Origin of the sequence: Haloferax sp. Atlit-4N (assembly GCF_003383025.1) — an archaeon.
GTDB lineage: Archaea > Halobacteriota > Halobacteria > Halobacteriales > Haloferacaceae > Haloferax > Haloferax gibbonsii.
Genome location: NZ_PSYY01000002.1, coordinates 592405 through 614064, shown reverse-complemented (window position 1 = coordinate 614064; position 21660 = coordinate 592405). Strand labels below are relative to the sequence as shown.

Annotated in this window: 23 protein-coding genes; 4 read left to right on the top strand and 19 right to left on the bottom strand. The window is 69.1% G+C overall.

Annotation, left to right across the window (positions count from 1 at the left end; translation table 11 throughout):
- Window positions 1-143 precede the first annotated feature (143 nt).
- Window positions 144-689: a hypoxanthine/guanine phosphoribosyltransferase gene (gene hpt / locus C5C07_RS12330; protein WP_004975562.1), complete on the bottom strand. Its 546-nt coding sequence runs from the start codon at window positions 687-689 to the stop codon at window positions 144-146.
- A gap of 119 nt (window positions 690-808) precedes the next feature.
- Between hpt and C5C07_RS12325 the strand changes: the two genes are divergently transcribed.
- A complete protein-coding gene (locus C5C07_RS12325) occupies window positions 809-1507 on the top strand; it encodes a glycosyltransferase family 2 protein (RefSeq protein ID WP_049905111.1) in 699 nt (232 codons plus the stop codon).
- Window positions 1508-1698: 191 nt separating this feature from the next.
- Here the strand turns inward: C5C07_RS12325 and C5C07_RS12320 are convergent, their stop codons facing one another.
- The 11 genes from C5C07_RS12320 to C5C07_RS12270 all read right to left on the bottom strand — a co-directional run bounded on the left by C5C07_RS12320 (window position 1699) and on the right by C5C07_RS12270 (window position 12210).
- Window positions 1699-2799, bottom strand: a complete 1101-nt coding sequence (locus tag C5C07_RS12320) for a hypothetical protein (protein ID WP_115805160.1) — start codon at window positions 2797-2799, stop codon at window positions 1699-1701.
- 93 nt (window positions 2800-2892) lie between these two features.
- Complete coding sequence (locus tag C5C07_RS12315; protein WP_004975534.1) at window positions 2893-4146, bottom strand: M20 family metallopeptidase; 1254 nt, start codon at window positions 4144-4146, stop codon at window positions 2893-2895.
- Complete coding sequence (locus tag C5C07_RS12310; protein WP_050459549.1) at window positions 4139-5539, bottom strand: APC family permease; 1401 nt, start codon at window positions 5537-5539, stop codon at window positions 4139-4141. The genes C5C07_RS12315 and C5C07_RS12310 overlap by 8 nt, the downstream gene beginning before the upstream one ends.
- A gap of 102 nt (window positions 5540-5641) precedes the next feature.
- Complete coding sequence (locus C5C07_RS12305; protein WP_004975532.1) at window positions 5642-6331, bottom strand: helix-turn-helix domain-containing protein; 690 nt, start codon at window positions 6329-6331, stop codon at window positions 5642-5644.
- Window positions 6332-6440: 109 nt separating this feature from the next.
- The gene (locus tag C5C07_RS12300; RefSeq protein WP_115805159.1) at window positions 6441-7466 is read right to left on the bottom strand and encodes a deoxyhypusine synthase; all 1026 of its coding nucleotides are present in this window, start codon (window positions 7464-7466) and stop codon (window positions 6441-6443) included.
- A gap of 81 nt (window positions 7467-7547) precedes the next feature.
- Window positions 7548-8309 (bottom strand): Nif3-like dinuclear metal center hexameric protein, encoded by a 762-nt coding sequence (locus tag C5C07_RS12295; protein ID WP_115805158.1) that lies wholly within the window; start codon window positions 8307-8309, stop codon window positions 7548-7550.
- 55 nt (window positions 8310-8364) lie between these two features.
- Window positions 8365-9186: an agmatinase gene (gene speB / locus C5C07_RS12290; RefSeq protein ID WP_115805157.1), complete on the bottom strand. Its 822-nt coding sequence runs from the start codon at window positions 9184-9186 to the stop codon at window positions 8365-8367.
- Between the two features lie 15 nt (window positions 9187-9201).
- On the bottom strand, window positions 9202-9576 hold the full coding sequence (locus C5C07_RS12285) for a translation initiation factor IF-5A (protein WP_004062652.1): 375 nt from the start codon (window positions 9574-9576) through the stop codon (window positions 9202-9204).
- 95 nt (window positions 9577-9671) lie between these two features.
- Window positions 9672-10100: a DUF5518 domain-containing protein gene (locus C5C07_RS12280; RefSeq protein WP_004975521.1), complete on the bottom strand. Its 429-nt coding sequence runs from the start codon at window positions 10098-10100 to the stop codon at window positions 9672-9674.
- 57 nt (window positions 10101-10157) lie between these two features.
- Complete coding sequence (locus tag C5C07_RS12275) at window positions 10158-11834, bottom strand: AarF/ABC1/UbiB kinase family protein (protein ID WP_050459554.1); 1677 nt, start codon at window positions 11832-11834, stop codon at window positions 10158-10160.
- A 7-nt stretch (window positions 11835-11841) separates the two neighbouring features.
- A complete protein-coding gene (locus C5C07_RS12270) occupies window positions 11842-12210 on the bottom strand; it encodes an Hsp20/alpha crystallin family protein (RefSeq protein ID WP_004975518.1) in 369 nt (122 codons plus the stop codon).
- A gap of 143 nt (window positions 12211-12353) precedes the next feature.
- Between C5C07_RS12270 and glp the strand changes: the two genes are divergently transcribed.
- From glp to C5C07_RS12255, 3 genes are all read left to right on the top strand, one after another.
- Window positions 12354-13574: a gephyrin-like molybdotransferase Glp gene (glp, locus tag C5C07_RS12265; protein ID WP_115805156.1), complete on the top strand. Its 1221-nt coding sequence runs from the start codon at window positions 12354-12356 to the stop codon at window positions 13572-13574.
- Window positions 13571-15463: a molybdopterin biosynthesis protein gene (locus tag C5C07_RS12260; protein WP_115805155.1), complete on the top strand. Its 1893-nt coding sequence runs from the start codon at window positions 13571-13573 to the stop codon at window positions 15461-15463. The genes glp and C5C07_RS12260 overlap by 4 nt, the downstream gene beginning before the upstream one ends.
- A gap of 111 nt (window positions 15464-15574) precedes the next feature.
- The gene (locus tag C5C07_RS12255; protein ID WP_115805154.1) at window positions 15575-16321 is read left to right on the top strand and encodes a response regulator; all 747 of its coding nucleotides are present in this window, start codon (window positions 15575-15577) and stop codon (window positions 16319-16321) included.
- Window positions 16322-16408: 87 nt separating this feature from the next.
- Here C5C07_RS12255 and C5C07_RS12250 read toward each other — a convergent pair whose 3' ends face one another.
- The 7 genes from C5C07_RS12250 to C5C07_RS12220 form a co-directional block, all read right to left on the bottom strand.
- Window positions 16409-17077, bottom strand: a complete 669-nt coding sequence (locus tag C5C07_RS12250) for an HAD family hydrolase (protein ID WP_050459556.1) — start codon at window positions 17075-17077, stop codon at window positions 16409-16411.
- A gap of 46 nt (window positions 17078-17123) precedes the next feature.
- Window positions 17124-17519, bottom strand: coding sequence for an LWR-salt protein (gene lwrS, locus C5C07_RS12245; RefSeq protein WP_050459557.1), 396 nt, complete (start codon window positions 17517-17519; stop codon window positions 17124-17126).
- Window positions 17516-17791, bottom strand: a complete 276-nt coding sequence (locus tag C5C07_RS12240; protein WP_004042202.1) for a 4a-hydroxytetrahydrobiopterin dehydratase — start codon at window positions 17789-17791, stop codon at window positions 17516-17518. The genes lwrS and C5C07_RS12240 overlap by 4 nt, the downstream gene beginning before the upstream one ends.
- A 45-nt stretch (window positions 17792-17836) precedes the next feature.
- Window positions 17837-18364, bottom strand: a complete 528-nt coding sequence (locus tag C5C07_RS12235; protein WP_233510347.1) for an OB-fold nucleic acid binding domain-containing protein — start codon at window positions 18362-18364, stop codon at window positions 17837-17839.
- A gap of 62 nt (window positions 18365-18426) precedes the next feature.
- Window positions 18427-19812 (bottom strand): glutamyl-tRNA reductase, encoded by a 1386-nt coding sequence (gene hemA, locus C5C07_RS12230; RefSeq protein ID WP_004975490.1) that lies wholly within the window; start codon window positions 19810-19812, stop codon window positions 18427-18429.
- Window positions 19809-20456, bottom strand: a complete 648-nt coding sequence (locus tag C5C07_RS12225) for a bifunctional precorrin-2 dehydrogenase/sirohydrochlorin ferrochelatase (protein ID WP_004975488.1) — start codon at window positions 20454-20456, stop codon at window positions 19809-19811. The genes hemA and C5C07_RS12225 overlap by 4 nt, the downstream gene beginning before the upstream one ends.
- A gap of 1 nt (window position 20457) precedes the next feature.
- Entirely contained in the window at window positions 20458-21519 is a 1062-nt protein-coding gene (locus C5C07_RS12220) for an Lrp/AsnC family transcriptional regulator (RefSeq protein WP_004975485.1), read from the bottom strand.
- Window positions 21520-21660 lie beyond the last annotated feature (141 nt).

Here is a 21660-nt window from a genome sequence, read left to right as displayed (position 1 = left end):
AGCGACCCCCGTTCAATAATAGTTTCGCGTTCGAGCGTATTTCACGGATTCTGACACACCATATTAGCCATGTTCGTGCATACTTTTCGAACGGGAGCGGAGAGCGGGCATCGTCCGCGCGCCCGACCGTGAGCGTTGCCCGTTCAGTGAATCTCGACGCCGTGCTCGTCGACGCTGATGTCGATGAGGCTCGTCGCCTCGTAGTCGGTGTCGTCGAGGGCGGTTTCGCCGACCTTCCGGATGGCGACGACGATGTCGGAGATGTCCGCGCCGATGTCGTCGAGCGCGCCGCAGATGGCCGCGAGCGTCCCGCCGGTCGAAAGCAGGTCGTCCACGACGAGCACGCGGTCCCCGTCTTCGATGTCGTTGATGAACATCTCCGACTCGGAGTAACCGGTCGTCTGGTGGAGCGCGACCTCGCCGTCGAGGCCGTACTCGCGCTTGCGGATGACGACGAGCGGGATGTCCGTCTGGAGGGACAGCGCGGTGGCGATGTGGATGCCCATCGCCTCGGGCGCGACGATTTTGTCCACGTCGAGGTCGGCGGCACGGGTGATGCCGACGACGACCTCGCGCAGGAGCTGGGGGTCGAGCATCGGCACGCCGTTGCTGATGGGGTGGACGAGGTAGGAGTAGCCGTCCTTGTCGATGATGGGCGCTTCGTGTAGGGACTCCTCGAGTCGCTGCATGGGGTCCGTTTCACGAATCGACCCAAAAGTGGTTCGCTCTCCGGGAGCGCCTCGTGCCCGCCCCCCGCGAGCGATTCGACCCACAAAAGTTTCAATTGGTTGTTATGATTCGTGTAGTAATGACAACACTATCGGTTGTCGTCCCCGCGTACGAAGAGCCCGCGAACCTCCAGCGATGTCTCTCGGCGCTCGACGGTCAGCCCGCAGAGGTGGTCGTCGTCGCCGCCGGTTCGGACCACACCGACGAGGTGGCTCGTGACCACCCCGCCTGCGATATGGTCGTCCGCGACGACGGGCGCGGCCCCGGTGCCGCGCGCAACCTCGGCGTCGACGCCGCCTCCGGCGAAGTCGTCCTCTTTACCGACGCCGACACGGTCGTTCCCGCCGCGTGGGTCCGCGCGCACCGCCGACACTACGACGACCCGAACGTCGTCGGCGTCGGCGGCCCCGCGCGCCCCCTCGAGGACTCCCTCCGGCACCGCGTCCTGTTCAAACTCCTCTCGGACTACTGGTACCGCGTCTCGTGGCCCGTGGGGTTCGTCCAACAGCCGACGTTCAACTGCAGTTACCGCCGCGACGTGTTCGAGACCCACGGCGGCTTCGACGAGACGCTCCCGTTCATGGAGGACACCGAACTCTCCTTGCGGCTGAAGGACCGCGGTGAGGTCGTCTACGACCCGGAGACCGAGGTCGCGACCTCCGCCCGCCGCGAGCGCGACGAGGGGTACCTGTCACTGTTCCTGACGTATGCCCGCGCGTACGTCAGCCACTACGTCCGCGACCGGCGAGTTCGCGGTCGCTACTTCGACTCACAATAACCCCGGTCAAGCCGCTCGGACTCGACGGTCTCCTCCACCGTCGGACCTTCTGAGAAGTGGCCTCGGCACTCATAGGGCTCCGCATCACCGAGTGCCTAGTTCGGTTCGGAACGGTGCCGTCGTCATCGGCCACCTCGCTCTCGCCCCGCAACCGAGTAATCACCATCGGTCTCACCCGACCACCGACCCGCTCACGCCTTCTCCAGCACCGACACGTCGATACGGGGGTACTGCACGCCACCCGAAATCGAGCCCTCGCCGGCGACGACGCCCCAGAGCCGGACGCGCTCGTCGGCGAGCAGTCGAAAGCCGATGTCGTCCTCGAAGAAGCGCCCCGCGGGCCATCGAGCGACCACGTCGCCGCTCGGTCGCCCTCGGTCGTCCTCGACGGCGACGAGCGCCAGTCGGACCCCGTCGCGCTCCAACGTCTCCTCGACGCGGCCGGTGTACGTGACGGCAGTCCCCGCGTACGACTCCGGGTTCCGCCGGAGGTCGGCGTACGGAATCGCCGTCGCGTTCGCCGGCGTCGATACCGTAGCCGTTCGGTTCGGGAGGGTCGATTCCTCCGAGAGCGGTTGGGGCGTCGGAATCGACCACTCGACGGTCGGGAGCGCCACGTCGGGGAGGCGGTCGTCGACCCACGCCGCGCGGCGGGCGACCGCGGCGCGGAGCTTCGGCGAGCGCTGGACGAAATCCGAGACTTGCTCGACGGCGAGATACGTGACGAGGCCACCGGCGACGTAGGCTCCTGCCCTTTTGAGCGCCTCGCGACGGGTGATTCGCCCGGCGTCGTCGTTCTCGGACTCGTCGCGCTCGGCTTCTGTGCCGTCGTCGCCATCGCCTCCGCGGCCTTCGATTCGCTCGCCCAGCCAGTTCGTCGCCGGCCGTTCCTCTCGGGCGGCGAGGTCGCGGACGAACGATTCGACGCCGGTCTCGCGGATTTCGACGGCGAGCGCCGGCGCGTCGAGAACGACGAGCCCTCGGCGGTGGGCGTCGGGGGCGACGCGGCCGCCTCCGACCGCCGCCACGTAGGGTTCGATGCCGGCGCGCTCGCACCGCCGGACGAACGCGCTCGTCTTGTCCGCGGTGACGGTTCCGGTGGTCGTAATCCAGATTCGGAGTTCGCGCGTCGCGCCCTCGGGTGTCTCCCCGGCGGCTTCGACGTGCACGTCCGGACCGCGGAACCGGACGCGCGTCTCGTAGCCCCGCGCCTCCCAGACGCGCTCGAAGACGGCGGCGAGTTCGACGTCGGTGCGGGCCGAAACGACCGACGTGAGCGGGGGCGCTGTCATTGTGTCCGAGGTTCCGGGCGGGGCTGTTAGGTGTTTGCGCCCGGTTCTCGGAGCTGAGAACGCGCGGCCTCGGGGGCGGGAACGAACGCCGCGTCAGCCGAGGTACCGAACGGCGGCGTCGGCGACGATGTCGGCCACTTGGACCACGTCGTCGGTGAAGACGAACTCGCCGGCGGCGTGGATGTTCTCGCCGTCGGGACCGATGATGACCGTCGGGAGGTCGGCGCGGTCGCCGAGGTAGTTGAAGTCGCCGACGCTGGAGAAGTAGCCGTAGGCGGGGTCGGTGTCGGCGACGGCGCGGGTCGAGTCCGCGAGCGCGCCCACGAGCGGGTGGTCCTCGTCGGTCACGTAGGGGCCGTATCGGATGCCTTCGTCGGGGGCTTCGCGGAATCCCACGTCGACCTCGCTCTCCAAGCCGAGTTCCTCGACGGCGCGCTCGGCGTCGTCGCGGGCGTCTTCGAGGGTCTCGCCGACGACGACGTGACGGTCGACCATGAGGCGAGCGCGCTCGGGGACGGAAAGCGTCTGGCTTCCGCCCTCGATTTTCAGCGGGCAGGTCGACCCCGAGCCGAGTTTCGGGTGGTCGCCCACGTCGAGGTCGTCGAGCGCGGCCGCGAGTCTGCCGGCCTCGACGACCGCGTTGACGCCGGTGTCCGGTTTCGACCCGTGTGCGGCCTGCCCGCGCACTTCGATGTCGTAGAAGTAGCGGCCGCGCGCGCCGAGCAGGAGCGCCGGGTTCTCGATGTCCTCCTGTGCGAGAATCGGGCCGGGTTCGGTGACGATGGCTGCGTCGCAGTCGTCGACGACGCCGTCTCGGATGAGTCGGTCGGTGCCGAGTCCGTAGGGGCCCTCCTCGTCCACGACGGCCGTGAGGAGCACGTCCCCCGCGAGGTCGGCGTCGGCGAGCGCGTCGAAGGCGACCATGACGGCCGCGAGGCCACCTTTCATGTCGCACGCGCCCTGTCCGTACAGTTTCCCGTCCTCGATGCGGCCCGAACACGGGTCTTCGTCCCAGTCTTCGACCAGTTTCACGGTGTCCACGTGGGCGTTCAACAGGAGCGTCGGCGCGTCCGGGTCAGAGCCCGCCAGCCGGGCGACGACGTTGTCGCCCTCGTACTCCGTGATGTCCGGTTCGCTCACGTGGTGGTACTCGGGGTCGTGCCCGCGGGCGTCCAACCAGTCGTAGACGAACTCGCTTATCTCGGCCTCCTCGAAGTACGGACTCGGAATCCGCACGAGCGCTTGCAAGAGGTCGATGGTCTCGTCGGGGTCGACGCGAGGGGCGGAGTCGAGGCCGAAGTCGGAGTCGTCCGAGCGGTCACCGCGCGGTGTCGCGTCGTCAGTCATCGCTCACTCCGCGAACCGAGGGGTTGTACTCGTCGGAGGGCACGCCGGGGAGCGTCCCAAGGATGGCCTCGACGTCGTGGTCCTTCTGTTGGCCGCGGTACCAGTAGACGCCGAAGACGACGAGGCCGACGGCGACCCACGGGACGTAAATCGACAGCGAACCCTTGTACGCCTCGGTCAGGAGCCCGACCGCGCCGAGCGACCCGACGAGTCCCGTCACCGTGAGCAGCGACGGGCGCGAAAAGCCCGCCTCCGAGCGGAGGTCGGTGCGGCTGTAGAGCACGTACAGCACCGTTATCGACACCGCGGCGTAGGCGATGAGGTAGCTGAACGTCGCGATGGCGATGGCCTGACTGAGGCCCGTACTCCAGAAGGTGAGGCCGGCGGCGACGACGTAGAGCGTCAACAGCGACCAGTGGGGCGTCCCGAAGCGGTCGGAGACCGCCGAGAACTTCTTGGGGAACACCTCGTCCCACGCCCACGAGTAGGGCATCTTGATGCCCGCGGCCATGACCGCGTGGACCGACGACGCCGTCGCGAGCAGGCCGCCGACGCCGACGATGGCCGTGCCGATGTCGCCGAGGAACACTTCGGCGGCCGTCGACAGCGGTCGCGCCGAGTTCGCGAGGACCGTGTAGTCGCCGACGACGCCGTAGATGACGGCGGCGGTCAGCACGTACAGGAAGATGAGGATGGCCGTCCCGCCGGCCATCGCCAACGGGAGGTTCCGCGAGGGATTCTTCACCTCCGCGCCCATCTGCCCGGCGACGGCGATGCCGATGTAGGCGTAGAACAGCGGGACCGCGGCGGCGACGAAGCCGTCGAAGCCGCCGGTGAAAAACGGCTGATAGTTCGCGGCGTCGACGTTCAGCAGGCCGGGGCCGACGAGCACGAGTATCGACAGGACGAGGAAGCCGAAGATGGCGTTCTGCGAGACGCTGTAGCTCTTTGACCCGACGAGGTTGACCAGAAACAGAGCCGTCAACAGGCCGAACCCGGCCAGCGTCGGGTCGACTGAGGGGTAAAACACCTGTAAGTAGCTCCCGAAGCCGATGGCGAGGACCGCGTCGGCGGCCATGTAGCCGAGCCACTTCGACCACGTCACCACGAACCCGGGGAGGCGGCTGTCGAACGTCCGGGAGACGTAGGCGTACGACCCCGCCGCGCCGGGGAAGATGGTCGCCATCCAGCCGTAGTTGAGCGCGATACTCATCGCGAGCAGCCCCGAGAGGACGACGACGAGGATGACGCTCGGCCCCGTCGTGGAACTCGCCGTGCCGAGGGTGACGAACAGCCCCGCGCCGAGGGTGCCCGCCACCACGGTACTCACCGCGCCGAACAGTCCGATGTCCCGCGAGAGGCTCCGCCCGTCGTTCACGTCTACCGATGACATACTGTCACATGGTTCGATTATCGGGTAAAGTACCCCTCCCTCTCATGAGTGGGGTGAGCGCCGACCCGCCGGATTTCGTCCCCGAGAACCCGAAGAACGGGGTCAGTAGTCGCCGAGCAGTTTCGATTCGGCTTTCCGGAGGTGTTCGAGGAGCGTCGCCTTCGAGATGTCCAACTCGGCCGCCAGCGACGCGGCGCTCACCTCGCGGGGCCACGTGTAGTAGTCGCGGCGGCGGGCCAGTTCGTACACCTCGCGCTGGCGCTCGGAGAGCGCGTCGGTCCGGAACATGCCGCCGCCGTCTTCGGGGGCGGTGATGAGTTCCACGTCGATGTCGGCGTTTCGCTCCGCTCGTATCTCCGCTAGCCGCTCGTGGACGGTCTGTCGCGTCTCGTGGACGAGCACGGTCCAGCGCTCGCGGCCGCCCTGCATCCGAACCGGCTCGTCGGGGATGAACCCCCGGGAGACGAGGGCGTCGTTGATGGAGTTCCTGAGGTCGTAGCGAACGACGATGCCGCGGGCCGCGCTCCCCGGGACCCCGACGTCGCCGTCGTGCTCGTCGGTCTCCCACACCGACTCGGTCAGGGGGGACGCGCGGACGGCCGCGAGCAGTTCGTCGACCTCCTCGGCCGTGTCGGCGTAGGCGGTGAAACGCCCGTTGGCGAGGCCGTCTATCTCGTGGACGCCGTGGCCGAGCAGGCCGCCGCTCGTCTCCCTCGTCACCTGTAGCGTCCAGCAGTCCGGGTGCCAGATGTCGAGGCAGACGCGAACGCCCTGTGCACCCTCTCGTGCCATTCGTTGGCATGGAAGGGTGCTCGCCGGGCAAAAAAGTATCCCACCTGACGCGATGTGACGCGACGGCCGGTGGTGCGGACTGCCGCGGCCGTCAGCGGGCTTCGCGGCGTTACTCGATTCGCTCGCGCGCCGCGGCGACGAGCAGCGGGAGCATGATAGTCGCGTCGCCGAGGACCGTCGTGTTGCGGGCGTCCTTCTCCAGTTTGCCCCACGAGCGCGCCTCGTCGAGCGTCGCGCCCGAGAGACCGCCGGTCGCGGACGGGTCCATCGTGATTTGGACGCCGTAGTCGTACGCGCCGGGGGTGACGAGCATCGTCTGGAGCGTGAAGTTCTTCGGGACGCCGCCGCCGACGAGGAGACAGCCTGCCGTGTCGGCGTCGTACGCGAGGTCAGTCAGCGGCGTCATGTCGGCCAGCGCGTCCAGCGAGAACGACGAGGTCTGCGAGTACATCCACGCCTGCAGGCCGAGGACGGAGTCCTGTACCGCGGGGCAGTAGATGGGCACGTCGGCCTCGTAGGCCGCGGCGGCGACGCCGGCGTCTTCCTCGATTCCCTCGCGGTCGTTGACCTCGCTGTTGGCGCGGCCGAGTTCGCGGCAGAGGTCCGCGATGCTGACGGCCCCCTCTTCCTCCAGCGCCGGGAACACCTCGCTTCGGAGGTGCGACTCGAACAGCGCGAAGTGTTCCTGCGGGAGGTAGACGTTGTAGATGCGGTCGACCTCCTCGTCGCGGAGCGTCTCGTCGTGTTCGCGTTCGGTCTTCTCGCCGTGGTTCTGAGACCCATGATGGTGTTTTCCGCCGACGGCCTCGATGGCGTCGTGGGTGAGGTTCGCGCCCGTCGTCACGAGGGCGTCCACGTAGCCGTCGCGGATGAGGTCGGAGACGACCTTTCGCATCCCGGTCGGGACCATCGCGCCGGCCAGCGACATGAACACCGTGCAGTCGTCGTCGGCCAGCATCTCGGCGTAGATGTCGGCGGCCTCGTGCACGTCGGCCGCGCCGATGCCCGCGTGGCCGTACTGCTCGACCAGCTCGCCGACGGTCATCCCCCCGCGGACCTCGGCGTGGCCCAGCGGGTCGTGTTGGAACTCCTCGCGGTCCGGCATCTCGTAGCCGTCATCGTCGTGGTCGCTCATGCGAGGGAGTGCGTCGGCCGAGCGTTTGAACGCCCCGGTCCGACGGGACCGTGCGATGGGGTGTCGGGCGCTCGGTCGCGCCTACAGCCCGGTCGGGTGGCTGACGTACTCGGTCTCCAGCCCCCACTCGTCGGCGAGGTCCCGCAGGCTCCGAACCCCGAACGTCTCGGTCGCGTAGTGCCCCGCGAGGAACACCGAGATGCCGGCCTCGCGCGCCTCGTGGTACACCTTCTGTTTGCCCTCGCCGGTGACGAGCGCGTCGACGCCGCGGTCGATGGCCTCGTCCAGCCAGTCGACGCCGGAGCCGGTGACGATAGCGACCGACGAAAGCTCGTCGGGGCCGAAGTCGAGGGCGGTCGTGCCCGCGCTCCCGTCCAGTTCGTCGAGCGCCGCCCGGACCTCGTCGGTCGTCTTCGGCGACGCGAGCTCCCCGGCTTGCCCGATGTGAATCGGTCCGAGCGACCCGAACGGCTCGGTGTCTGTTAGGCCGAGGTGGCCGGCGACGCCGGCGGCGTTGCCGACTTCCTGGTGGCCGTCCAGCGGGAGGTGCGAGACGTAGAGCGCGAGGTCGCCGCGAATCAGCGGCTCGATGCGGTCGAAGTCGCGGCCGGTCACCCGGTCGAGACCGCCCCAGACGAGGCCGTGGTGGACGACGAGGAGGTCCGCGTCGGCGTCGAGCGCGGCGTCGATGGTCGCTTCCGCGGCGTCGACCGCGAAGGCGACCTTCTCGACCGATTTCTCCTCGGGGCCGACCTGCAGGCCGTTGGCGCTGGCGTCCACGTCGGCGAAGTCGTCGGTCGCGAGCGTCTCGTCGAGTCGGGCGACGATGTCGGAGAGCTGCATACCGGGGAGTCGTGACTCGGGGACTTGTAAGGAACGGGGTTCGCCGCGGGGTCGGTTACTCGTCTGCCCGCTCGGCGGCGTGCGAGAAGACGAACTCCCGGAGGAGCTTCGCCGCCAGCGACGCGGCCTGTCCGTCGTCGCGGTCGTTGACCTCGACCACGTCGAAGCCGTCGGCGCGGGGCGCGACCGCCCGCACCGCGTCTCGCATCTCCCGGGAGGTGAGCCCGAACGGCTCTTTGGTGCCCGTGCCGGGTGCGAACGCCGGGTCGGCGGCGTCGATGTCGACGCTCAGGTAGACCGACTGGTCGTCGTCGAAGTCGGGCTCCCAGTCGGGGACTGCCTCGGGTTCGACCACGGTCACGTCGCCGGCCTCGGCGCGCTTCCACTCGCCGGGCGAGCCGGTTCGCGCGCCGAGAATCACGGCCTCGTCGACGCCGAGTTCGTCGAGGACGCGACGGGTGACGGTGGCGTGGCTCCACTCGTTGCCGTCGTACTCGCGCCGGAGGTCGAGATGGGCGTCGAGACAGACGAACACGTCGGGTTCGACGCCGGTGACGCCGGCGGCGGTGACGGTGTGCTCGCCGCCGAGGACGATTGGGACGGCGTCGTCCCAGACGGCGTCGCGGACGCTCCCGGCGAGCCATTCGACGTACTCAGGTGCGTCGTCCCACGCGCGGACGTCGCCCGCGTCGTGGACGCGTAAGTCAGTGAAAAACTGGTCGGTGCGCCGGTCGTAGTCGTCGAACGACTCGGCGAACCGACGGATTCGATTCGGTCCGAAACGGGTTCCGGGTTGGAAGGACGTGGAGATGTCGAGCGGAGCGCCGAGAAGGACGTAGTCGGCGACCTCGCGGTCTGCGATTGCTCCGGGGAACATCTCTGTGACCCCCGTTTAGACGATTTTTCGCTGGCCTTCGTACTCGAGGTACTCGATCTCGTCTTCGGGGTTGAGGTCTTCTTCCTCGGGGATGCGCATCGTGAACGTCTGGTAGGTCTCGAGGTCCATGATCTGGGCGTCCTCGCCGGTGACGGAGACGACCTGACCCTGCTTCCGCTCGATGATGGGGACCCACACCTTCGCGTCGACAGGCTGGGAGAGCGAGCGCTTCTTGCTGTCGAAGACGCCGCGGGCTTCGACGCGCGCCTTCGCGCTGCCGTGCTTACCGGGCTTTGCGGTACTGTAGGCGTTGATTTTGCACGGCTTTTCTTCCATCATGACGTAGCTCCCTTCTTGGAGCTCGCGCACCTGCTTCTGCTCTTTCGCCATGTCTCTCCGTTATCGGATGGAGGGTATAAACGGTTTGGAACCGTCCTCGCACGCGACTCCTTGCCGTGGAAATCGCGGGCGGAGACCCCGATCGGTCAGGCATCTTCGACCGGGTCGACCTCGGCCATCTCGGGGTCGAACCACGTCCCTGCGGCGTCGCGTCTGGCGAGGCTCCCGAGCGCCCCGGAGGCGACGTTCGGGAGCGAGAGCGCCAGCATGATGGCGGTCGTCAGCTCGCCCGCCGTCTCGAACATCGGGATGAGGTACTGGAACGGAAAGAGAATCGGCGTCCGTTCGAGGAAGGTGAGAAGCACGGAGACCGGCATGAGCAGACAGCCCCAGACGACGCCGGCCATGAGGCCGTGCCAACCGCCGTCGGCGGGGTCGGTGCCGACGACGTAGCCGGCGAGCGCGCTCCCCGTGACCCCACCGACGAGGGTGAACTGGCCCGTCATCGCGTAGACGAGCGATTCGGTGCACGCGGCGAGACACACCCCCACGAACACCGGTCGCCACTCCGTCATGAGCGAGAGTGTATCGGCGGGAGCCGATAAAATTACGCGCCCGGTTCTCAGTTTTGATTACTCTCTGCGGCGCTCTTTGAGGTTCTGCCGGGTGAACTGCGGCGTCGCCCGGAGCCCTTTCCGCGAGCGGAACGACTTCCACAGGAGCAGGGCGACGACGCCCGTCGGCGCGCCCGCCGCGCCGACCGCGACGAGGTTCTCCGGGTTCAGCGCGTAGATGATGACCGTCGAGACGAAGCCGAACGACAGGAAGATGCCGTAGATGAGCCGCTTGGCCAGCTTGTCGAGGATGCCGCGGTTGTCCTCCAGCCGGACGTTGAGCGTCAGGTTGTCGCGGTCGGCCCGGTCGAGGACGCGTTCGAGCTTGGGCGGCACGCGGAACAGCGACTGGGCGGTCTTCTGGCCCTGCTGGCCGACGCCCTCGATGATTTTCTGGACGCTCTCTTCCCGGTAGCCTTCCTCCGTCAGGTAGTCGGTCGCCACCGAGATGAAGTCGAACTCGGGGTCGAGCGTGACGCAGACCCCCTCGACGACGCCGGCGACCCGGAGTACGAGCGCGAGGTTCCGCGGGAGCCGAAGCGGGAACTCGTAGATGGTCGATTCGACCTGTTCGAGGATCTGGTTGACCCGGTACTGCTCGATGTCGTCGCCGCGGGCGTCGGCGATGGCGAGTTCCATCACGTCGCCCATCACCTGCCGGTCGACGTTCGGGCTGAGCGTCCCCATCTCGATGAGCGTGTCGAGGATGCCGTCGACGTCCTGGTTGGCGACGGCGATGTAGAACTCCACGATCTTGTCCTGGATGAACGGGTCGACCTCGCCGTGCATCCCGAAGTCGTAGAAGATGATGCGGCCGTCGTCGGTCACGGAGAGGTTCCCCGGGTGGGGGTCGGCGTGGAAGACGCCGTCCTCGACGATCATCTGGAGGTAGATTCGCTGGAGGTTCGTCGCCAGTTCGGTCCGGTCGACGCCGAGGTCGTCCAGCGCCTCGATGTTGTTTATCTTGGTCCCGGGGAGGTACTCCATCGTGAGCACCCGGTCGTCGGAGCGCTCGGGTATCGGTTCGGGGATGACGAGCGTGTCGTCGTCCGCGAAGTTCTCCTGAATCTCGACGAGCGTCTCGGCCTCCTCGTCGTAGTCCATCTCCTCGCGGATGGTCTTGGCGAACTCGTCGGCGAGGTTCTCCAGCGAGAACGCTCGCCCCTCGCCGATAAAGCGCATGAGAAGCGGCATCGACCACCGAATCACCCGGAGGTCGGCCTCGACGAGGTCCTCGATGCCGGGCCGGCGGACCTTGACGGCGACCTTTTCGCCTTCGTACTCGGCGACGTACACCTGCCCGAGGCTCGCGCCGCTTATCGGCTCGGTGTCGAACGCGTCGAACGCCTCCTCGACGGGGCCGAGTTCCGCTTCGAGGACGGCCTTCGACTCGTCCCACGGCGCGGCCGGCACGTCGTCCTGGAGGCTCCCGAGCACCTCGATGTACTCCGGGGGGAGGATGTCGGGGCGCGTCGACAGCAGTTGGCCGAGCTTGATGAACGTCGGCCCGAGCGTCAGTAGCGACTCCAAGAGGACGTCGGCGCGCTTGATACGCATCTCGGTCGTGACGCGTCGACCGCCGCCGAACAGGAGGTATTTCCGCTTGTCACGGGTGTACGCGACGATGAGCGGGAAGAACTGGTACAGGACGACGAGGAACCGCCAATAGGCGCGGAGGTTGACCAGCGTGACCACCGCCTCGTCAGGCGTCTTCGTCGCCGGTGGTAATGGGGATGGTCCGCTCGGAGGCGGCCTCGCGCTTGGGGAGCCGGATTTCCAGCGTCCCGCGTTCCATCGACGCCTCGGCCTCGTCGGCCACGGCGTCAGGCGGAAGGGGGACTTCGGCGTCGAGGAACAGCGGGCGTTCCTCGCGGACGTAGTCGAACTCGGCTGGAAGCCGTTTGTCGCGTCGCGCTTCGACGACCAATCTGCCCTTCTCGACTCGGAGCTCCGCCGTCTCGGCGGTCACGCCCGGGAGGTCGAGGACCAAGAGGTAGGACGTCTCGGACTCCAACAGGTCGGCGAACACCGCGTCCGGGAGGTCGGACAGCGCGTCGCGCAGTGCTGACATGAACGTTCATAGGGAGTCGGGGTCGAAAAACCCGGCGGTCTCGCGCGAGCGCGCGAGCGCGAAGACGCAACGGTGCGGCTCGGGAATCGCCCGCCGACGCGTTCGAGGCCGACGCTTTTTGCCCCCCGAACCGAAGGGCCGGTATGAACCACGACGACCGACGCACGGCCGGGTTCAAGCAACGAACGCGGCTGTCGGACGCCCGCGAGTCGCTCCTCGCGGCGGCGACGCCGCACGACCGAACCGTGCGCCGACCGCTCGCCGAGGCCGACGGCCGGGCGCTCGCGGAAGACGCGGTCGCCCCCACCGACGTGCCCGGCTACGACCGCGCCGCCATGGACGGCTACGCCGTCCGCGCGTCGGACACCTTCGGCGCGAGTGGCCGCTCGCCGAACGTCCTCCGAATCGTCGACGGCCCGGTCGAGCCGGGGACGGCCGCCCGCGTCCACACCGGCAGCGACGTACCCGACGGGGCCGACGCCGTCGTGATGGTCGAACACACCGAACGACTCGGCGACGAACTCGAAGTGTTCGACGCGCTCGCCGAGGGCGAGAACGTCGGCGAGCGCGGCGAGGACGTGCGCGAGGGAACGCCGCTGTTCGAGGCCGGCCACGAGCTTCGCCCGTCGGACATCGGCCTGCTTCGCTCCGTCGGCGTCGAGGAGGTGACGGTGTTCGAACGCCCCCGCGTCGCGGTCGTCCCGACCGGCGAGGAACTCGTCGAGGCCGACCCCGGTCCCGGCGAGGTCATCGAGACCAACGGCCTGACCGTCTCCCGACTGGTCGAGCGCTGGGGCGGCGAGGCGAGCTACCGGGACATCGTCGTCGACGACGCCGACCTGCTCCGCGAGGCCGTCGAATCGGACCTCGACCACGACGTGGTCGTCACCACCGGCGGGTCGTCGGTCGGCGAGCGCGACCTCATCCCCGAGGTCGTCGACGACATCGGCGAGGTGCTGGTCCACGGCGTCGCGCTCAAACCCGGCCACCCGGTCGCGCTCGGCGTCGTCGAGGACACGCCGGTCGTCATGCTGCCCGGCTACCCGGTCGCCTGCGTCGTCAACGCCTTCCAGTTCCTCCGGCCGGTGCTGAAGCGCGTCGGGTCGCTCCCCGAGCGTCCCCTGCCAACGCAGGAGGCGACGCTCACCAGAAAAATCCCGAGTTCGCCCGGGACGCGGACGTTCGCCCGCGTCCGACTCGACACGTCGGGCGACGAACCGACCGCCGAGCCGACCCGGACGAGCGGGTCGGGCATCCTCTCCAGCGTCGCGCTCGCGGACGGCTGGGTCGTCGTCCCCGAGGAGATTGAGGGCTACGACGAGGGCGACACGGTCGCCGTCGAGGGCTGGGAGTGGTCCGCATGAGAAAGCAGTTCCGCGACCTCGCCTCCCCGGAGGAAGCGCGCGAGGCCATCGCGTCGCTCCACCTGACGCCCGACGCCGAGACGGTGGCGCTCGAAGACGCCCGCGGCCGCGTCCTCGCCGAGCGAATCGACGCCGAACTCGACGTGCCCGGCTTCGACCGCGCGAGCATGGACGGCTACGCGGTCCGCGCCCGCGACACCTTCGGCGCGGACGAGGCCGACCCGGTCGAACTCGACCTCGCCGGGGCGGTCCACGCCGGCAGCGAACCGGACGTGGCGGTCGACCCCGGAACCGCCGTCGAAATCTCCACCGGCGCGGTGATGCCGCCGGGCGCGGACGCCGTCGTCATCGTGGAGCGAACCGACGAGCGAGACGGCTCGCTCGTCGTCTACTCGGCGGTCGCACCCGGTGACAGCGTGATGCCCGCCGGGACCGACATCGCCGCCGGCGCTCGCGCCCTCGGCCTCGGAACGCGCCTGACCCCCCGCGAAATCGGCCTGCTGTCGGCGCTCGGCGTCGACGAGGTGCCGGTCCGCGGGAAGCCCACCGTTGGCATCGTCTCGACCGGCGACGAACTCGTCCGACCGGGCGACGAACTCCACCCGGAGGCGGGCGAAATCTACGACGTGAACTCCTACACCATCGCCGCGGGGGTCGAAGAGGCCGGCGGCGTGCCGAAGCTCTACCCCCACGCGGGCGACGACTACGGGGAGTTGGAGCGCCTGCTCCGACGGGCGGCCGACGAGTGCGACCTCGTGCTCTCGTCCGGGTCCACGTCAGCGAGCGCGGTCGACGTCATCTACCGCGTCGTCGAAGAGCGCGGCGAACTCCTGCTGCACGGCGTCTCCGTCAAGCCCGGGAAACCCATGCTCGTCGGCACGCTCGGCGAGGGAAGCGCCTACGTCGGCCTGCCCGGCTACCCGGTCTCCGCGCTCACCATCTTCCGGACGTTCGTCGCGCCGGCAATCCGCGACGCCGCCGGCCTCCCGGAGCCCCGGACCGCGACGGTCGAGGGGACGATGGCCACCCGCGAGCGGTACGCCGAGGGGCGGACGCGGCTCATGCCGGTCGGACTGGTCGCCGACGGCGACGGCGAGACGCTCGTCTACCCCGTCGACAAGGGCTCGGGCGCGACGACGAGCCTCGTCGAGGCCGACGGCGTCGTCGAAGTCGCCGCCGACGTGGAGTACCTCGCCGAGGGCGAGTCGGTGACGGTCCACCTGTTCTCGCCCGACGTCCGCGCGCCGGAACTGCTCGGCGTCGGCGAGGACGACCCCGCGCTCTCGCGCCTGCTCGACCGCGTGTCGTCGCCGCGGTATCTCCCGTTCGGCTCCCGCGAGGGCCTGCGACGGCTCAGGAACGACATCGCCGACGTGGCCGTCGTCGCGGGCGACCGGGGCGACGCAGTCGAGGAAATCGACGCGGTCGAACTCGGCTCGTGGACGCGCGAGTGGGGCCTCGTCGTCCCCGACGGCAACCCCGACGGGGTGTCCGGACTCGCGGACCTCGTAGACGACGACCTCCGGTTCGTCAACCGCGATTCGAACTCCGGACTGCGGACCGACCTCGGGAACGCCGTCGCCGCCCTCGCCGACGAGCGCGGGACGACCAGACACGAACTCGTCGAGGCCATCGAGGGGTTCGACCGCGGGACGAAAGCGTTCGAGAGTCCGGCGCGGGCGGTCGCCGCCGGCCGCGCCGACGCCGGTCTCGGCCTTCGGGCGACCGCCGACTCGCTCGGGCTTGATTTCGTCTCACTCGGAAAACAGCGGGTCGCCGTCCTCGCGAACCCCGCCCGGACCGAGAAACCCGGCGTCGCCTCGCTTCGCGGCGTGCTCGCGGCGAGCGGCGATTTACTTGCCGACCTCGCAGGGTTCGAGAGGACCTAAGCGCCGCCGTAACCCTTTAGAAAGCGGCCGTGACCCGTTTAGATATTCGTCTCCCGCTGAAGTATAAAATAAGTAGAACGTTTTTATCCGCGTAGCGTGTACAACTGGTATATGAACAGCCCTCTGAAGGTCCTTCACGTCGACGACGACCCCGAGATGCTCGCCCTCTCGGAAGCCGCGTTCCGCCAACTCGACGCCGTCTCTCTTCTGACCGCCGAGTCGGCGACCGAGGCGCTCGGCGTCATCTCGGCCGAGTCGGTCGACTGCGTCGTGAGCGACTCCCTCGTGCTCCCGAACGGGGTGCCACTCGTCAAAGCCGTTCGACAAGAACACGCCGATATCCCCATCCTCCTGTTCACGGCGAAGTCGTGGCCCGAGGTCGCCGACGTCGCCTCGACCGCCGGCGTCACCGAGTACGTCCAGAAAGCAGGCCCCGGCGACCTCGCGACGGTCCTCCAGCGGGTCCGGAGCCTCGTCGACGACGACAGCGTCGACTCCGCGCTCGCGGTCGGTGCCTCCGCGGTCACGCAGGCGCTCGAAGAACACGCTGACGCGGCCGCCGAGGCCACGTTCAGCCTCGACGACAACTGGGAACTCGTCGGGCAGTGGCTCGGCGACGAGGAACTCGGCATCGTCGTCGTCGAGGCCGTCGAGTCCTACGGCGGGCTCTCGGCCATCGAGACCCCGCTGTACGAGTACATCGACACCGACGCGCTCGAAGAACTGCTCCGGCCCGTCGTCGAGGCCGAAGAGCGCCCCGGCATCGAAGTCCGGTTCCCCTACGATGACATTCAGGTCGCCGTCACGAGCACCGGCGACATCTTCGCCCGGCCGACGCCCGAGCAGACGCTGTCCTGAGCGCACTCCTCCGAGCGTCGATTTCTCTTTTCTTCTCTCTGGACTGTCGCGACCGTCGAATCACCGCTTCGGACGGAACCCGCCCGTTCAGCCGGACCGAACGAGGTCGTCGAAGCTCTCGACGCGGTACTCGCCGAGCACGCAGCGCCCGCGGTGTTCGGGTCCGTGTCGCTCGACGTGGATGCCGTCCAAGCCGGCGTTCCACGCGGCCCCGATGTCGCTTTCGCCGTCGCCGGCGAGGACGCCCGCGGTGCCGCCGTCGGTCAGGACTCGGTCGTCGAGTCCCAGTTCGCCGATAGCGCGTCGCACCGGCGCGGCGTCGGGTTTCCACCCCGTCTCCTCGGTACAGCAGACGACGGCGTCGAACCAGTCGCGCACGTCGAGGTGGTCCAACACGGGGTCGGTCAGGAACTGCTGGCAGTGCGTGACGATGCCGACCGGTCGGCCGGCGGCGTGAATCTCTTCGATGAGGCGCTCGGCGTCGTCGTGGAGGTACGTCACTTCTGCTCGCTTTGCGGGGTCTTCCTCGCGGTGGAACGCGGGCCAGAACTCGGCGGGATCGATGCCCCACTCGCGGAGCATCGGGTCGCGCGCGCCGCCGAGACCGTGCCAGATGGTCTCGGCTTCGCGGTCCGTGAACTGACGACCCAGTCGGTCGCCGACCCGGTCGAACACGTCACGCGTGTACGACCACTCGGCGTCGACGAGGGTCCCATCGAGGTCGAACAGCCAGAAATCGTAGTCATCGGCGACCATTCGGACAACAGAGTACGTCAGGCGTGGATAAATGTCTTGCCCCGCGTCACGAATCGTCGGATTCGACGCGAATCGCGCTCCCGAAGTACTTGTGGAGCACCTCGCGGACCGACTCGGCGTTGAACGCGCCGAGGTCCGCGGCGACGGCCTCGCGGAAGGCGTCCAGCGACGCCTCGTCGGCCCGGAGTTCCGCGAACTCGCAGGAGACGACGGGCACGTCGAGCCACGACGACGCGAGGTCGCGGGCGTGGCGCTCGTCGTTCACCGCTCCCCGCCAGAGCGCGTCGCGGAACAGCAGCCAGCCCTCCTCGCCGGGCGGCGGGGGCGTGACGCGGACCGTGGTCTCGAACTCCCGCGGGTCGGTCTCGACGCCCCCGGCCGAATCGAGGCGGAAGCGGACCCTGAAGACGTAGGTGAGCGTCGCGGTCCCCTCGTCGCTCACAGCTCGTCGTCGAACAGGTCGGCGAGCCGGAGGTCCTTGTCGGTGATGCCGCCCTCCTCGTGGCTCGTGAGGCGGACTTCGACCTCTTGGTACCGAATCGTTATCTCGGGGTGGTGGAACTCCTCTTCTGCGACCTCGCCCACGCTGGCGGCGAACGCCACGCCGTCGAGGTAGTCGTCGAACTCGTAGACGCGGACGATTTCGTCGCCGTCGCGTTCCCAGTCCGACCCGAGCTGTGCGTCGATTTCGTCGTCCGAGAGCAGCTCTGCCATGCCGAACCCGTCGGGTGGCATCCCGATAAGGATTCTGCCGGATTGTCAGGTCGCGTCCGCGCGGACGACGAACCGCGGCCCGGTCAGGAGCCGCCGCCCGCCGCGGTCGCGAGCGACGCGCCCCGTGACCGCGACCTCGTCGCCGCGGGCGACGACGCCGCACTCGCCGTCGCCGCCGAACACCACGTGTCCGTCCGGCGGGACGCGGACCCGAATCTCGCCGGTGGCGTCCCGGAGGACGAACGGGCGCGTCGCGCGGCCGACGACCGTGCGCCCGCCCCCGCCTCGCTGGTCGCCGTCTGTGTTCTCGCGGTCAACCCACCGCTCCACGGCCAGCCCGTCGCCCGCGATTCCCGCGACTGTCCCGACGACGGTCGCCCGAGCGACACCGTCGAGGTCGCGAATCCGCCGTTTCGGGGTCGCATCGACGAGGCGGCGACGCGCTCGCGCTCGGAGGCGGTTCACGAGGCGGTGGCCGAGCGCCGTGGGCGCGCGGCCGGCGGCTTCTCGGGTGGCGGCGTCGGTACGGGAACGGCGTACGAAGCCCGTCGCTGACGGTCTGGGCGGTGACATCGTCGCGGAGTGGCTCCGCGTTCGGATAAGAAAGTTCGCCGGTCGGCCGCGTCGGCGGCCCGTCAGTCGTCCGAGAGCTGTTCGAGGACGCGCCGGGGCACCTCGCCTTCGAGCGCCTCGCGGTCGAGGTCCTCCGGCGGCTCGCCGGAGAACTCGATGGACGGCCCGGACGGCTCGGAGGGGTCTGACCCTCCGAGGTCGTCGAAGCCGGGGTCGAACAGCCGCATGGCCGTCTGGATGGTCGTCCAGTCGTCGTCGCCGGCGGCGTCGCGGAGGCTCTTGGTCGGCGCGGCGAGGATTTGGCCGATGAGCGCGTCCGCGAGCGACTCGACCGTCTCGCGCTGCTCGTCGGTGAGGTCGCCCTGCGCTTCGAGCTTCGACAGCGCCGTCGACACCTCGCGGCGCTTGACGTGCTCTGCGGCCTCGTACATCGAACTGATGGCCTCGTCGGCGCGTTTCCGCTTGTAGGCGGCGAGCAGGCGGTCGAACTCGTCGTCTATCATCGCCTCGACCTCGCGGGCGGCGCGCTCGCGGCGCTCCGCGGTCCGGTCGGTCACCGTCTCCAAATCGTCGATGTCGCGGACGCGAACGCCGTCGAGGTCGGCGGCGGCGGGGTCGACGTCCCGCGGCTGGGCGATGTCGATGAGCATCGTCTCGGAGCCGTCCGCCAGCTCCGCCGGCGTGACGACGTACTCGGGGCTGCTCGTGGCCGTGATGACGAGGTCGGCGTCGCGGAGGCGACCGCGGAGGTCGCCCAGTCCGGCGGCCTTCGAGACGCCCGGGACCTCGCGGGCGAGGTGGCGGGCGTTCGCGACCGTCCGGTTCGCGACGACGAGGTCGCCCACGTCGACCGACGCGAGCGCCTTCGTCGCGAGCGTCCCCATCTCTCCGGCCCCGACGACGAGGGCGTCGACCTCGCCGATGGGGGCGTCGAGTTCGGCCCGGGCGAGCCTGACGGCGGCGCTCCCGAGCGAGACGGCACCCTCGTTGATGGCCGTCTCCTCGCGGGCGCGTTCGCCGACGTGGACGGCCTTCATGAGCGCGTCTTCCAGCATCGGGCCGATGGCGTCCTGCTCGCGGGCGGCCTCGATACCGGCTTTGACCTGTCCGAGAATCTGGTCCTCGCCGAGGACGAGGGATTCGAGCCCCGACGCCACCCGCATGAGGTGGCGCAGGGTCTCTTCGTGGTCCATGTAGCGGACGCTCCCGTCTCGGACGTCGGGAGCGAAGTCGTCGAGCGCGCGGCGGCCGTCGGTCGCGTCGTCCGTGACGACGTACGCCTCGGCGCGGTTACACGTCTGAAGCGAAAAGGCCTCTGAGACGCCGTCGCGGGCGAGGAGTCGCTCGACGACCGTCTGAACGTCGTCGCTCGAAGCGGCTTCTATCTCGCGAACGCTGGCCCGGTCGTGGGCGACGCTCACACCGGAGATGACGCCCGAATCTCTCATGAATCACCTCGCTGTGTGTCTCGTATCACGCGCGCTGCCTCTTGGCGGGGGTTTGCATCGCCGGTACGTAAAGCCTTCCAAACCGACGGGTCTCGCACGACCGCTCGAATCGCATCACGGCGCTCGGCCGGCGACCGGTCGGACGCCTTGAGTTCCGCGCGGAGTTCCGCGGTCAGCGCGGCCATCTCGCCCGCTCCCTCCAACTCGGCTTCGACGCGCTCTCGGAGGTGCTTCGAGAGGGCGGGGCTCGCGCCGCCGGTCGTGATGGCGACCGACACGTCGCCGTCCTCGACGGTCGCCGGGACGACCACGCTCCCCGCGTCGCGCTCGCCGCTCCGGTCGGCTCGATTGACCAGTGCGCCGGCGTCTCGGGCCGCCGCGACGACGGCGTCGTTCACCGCGTCGTCGTTGGTCGCCGCGACGACGAGCGCCGGGGCGAACCGCTCGACCCAGTCGGGGACCTCGTCGGGCGCGGGGGCCGCCCGAACGCGCTCCGCGTCGCCGAAGTCGCGGTCGGCGAACTCGGGACTGACGACGACGGTCCGCGCCTCGCGGGCGAACCGACGGGCCTTCCGCGCGCCGACGGGTCCCCCGCCGAAGACGACGACCGTCTCGTCGGAGAGGTCGTGGACAAGCGGAATCATCTCACTCCGTGTTCGCCTCGGCTCGTTCGTCCAGCCTGATTCCCGTCTTCTTCAGGATGCGCGTCGAGAACAGGGTGTCCCAGTCGTCGTCGCCCACGTCCCAGTAGTCGCTCATGACCTCGCGCACCTGTTCGATGCGGGCCTCGCTCTCCGCCTCGGAGCGGCCGTGGGTCATCGCGAAGAAGTTGTACGGCCAGACGCCCTCGTGTCGCGGCCGGCGGTAACAGTGGGTGACGAAGTCCAGCGAGGCGATTTCGGGGCCGACCTCCGCCACGAGGTCGTCGGGGACGTTCCAGACGGTCATCCCGTTTTCCGAGTAGCCGAGCGCGTAGTGGTTCGGGATGACGCCGACGCGGCGGACCTTCCCCTCGAGATTGAACCGCTTGATCGTCTCGACCACCCACGACGGCTCCTGCCCGACGGCCTCGGCCACGTCGGCGTAGGGCGTCTCGGTAATCGGCAGGCCGCCCTGAATCTCCATGACGAGGTCGCGCTCGTCGGGCGTCAGGGTGCGCGCGTCCGTCGGCTCCACGTCGGGACCGAGGTGCGAGAGGTCGAGGTCGCCGTCTGAGACGGGGCCGTCGAGGAGGAACTTCGCGCCCACGTGGAACTCGTGGCGCTTGGGCATGTTGTACGTCGCTTGGCCCGTCTCGTCCTCGATGTCGCCGAGCACCTCGTCCACCCGCGACGCCTCGGCGACCGAGACGACGAACCACATGTTGAGGTGGGGGTGCTCGCGCTCGTAGTTGTGCGCGACCTCGCGGTGGGCGTTCACCTGCTCGGCCACCTCGTCGAACCGCTCCGGCGGCGCGTGCATGGCGACGAGCGTCGCCGTGCCGCCGATTTCCTCGGCGTTGACGAGCGCGCCGAACCGCGAGAGGACGCCTTCCTCGTCGAGCGTCCGCACCCGCTCGCAGAGGTCGGTCGCCGTCACGTCCACGCCGCGCTCGCGCAGCGCGGCCGCCGCGGGCTCGAAGGGACGTTCGACGACGGGGAAGCCGCCTTGGAAGGCGTTGACGATGGCGCGGTCGAGACGAGAGAGGTCCGCGTCCGCCTGTATCATGCGCGTCACTCGGGATGCGAGGCGGATAAACGCCTCGCTTGTTCTCACTGCGATGAACCGAAGCGAACGCCCGGCGAGCCGCCGGTGAACGGCCGACGCGGGCGGAGCGAGCGCCCTCGCTCACGAAGTAAAAGAGGCGTC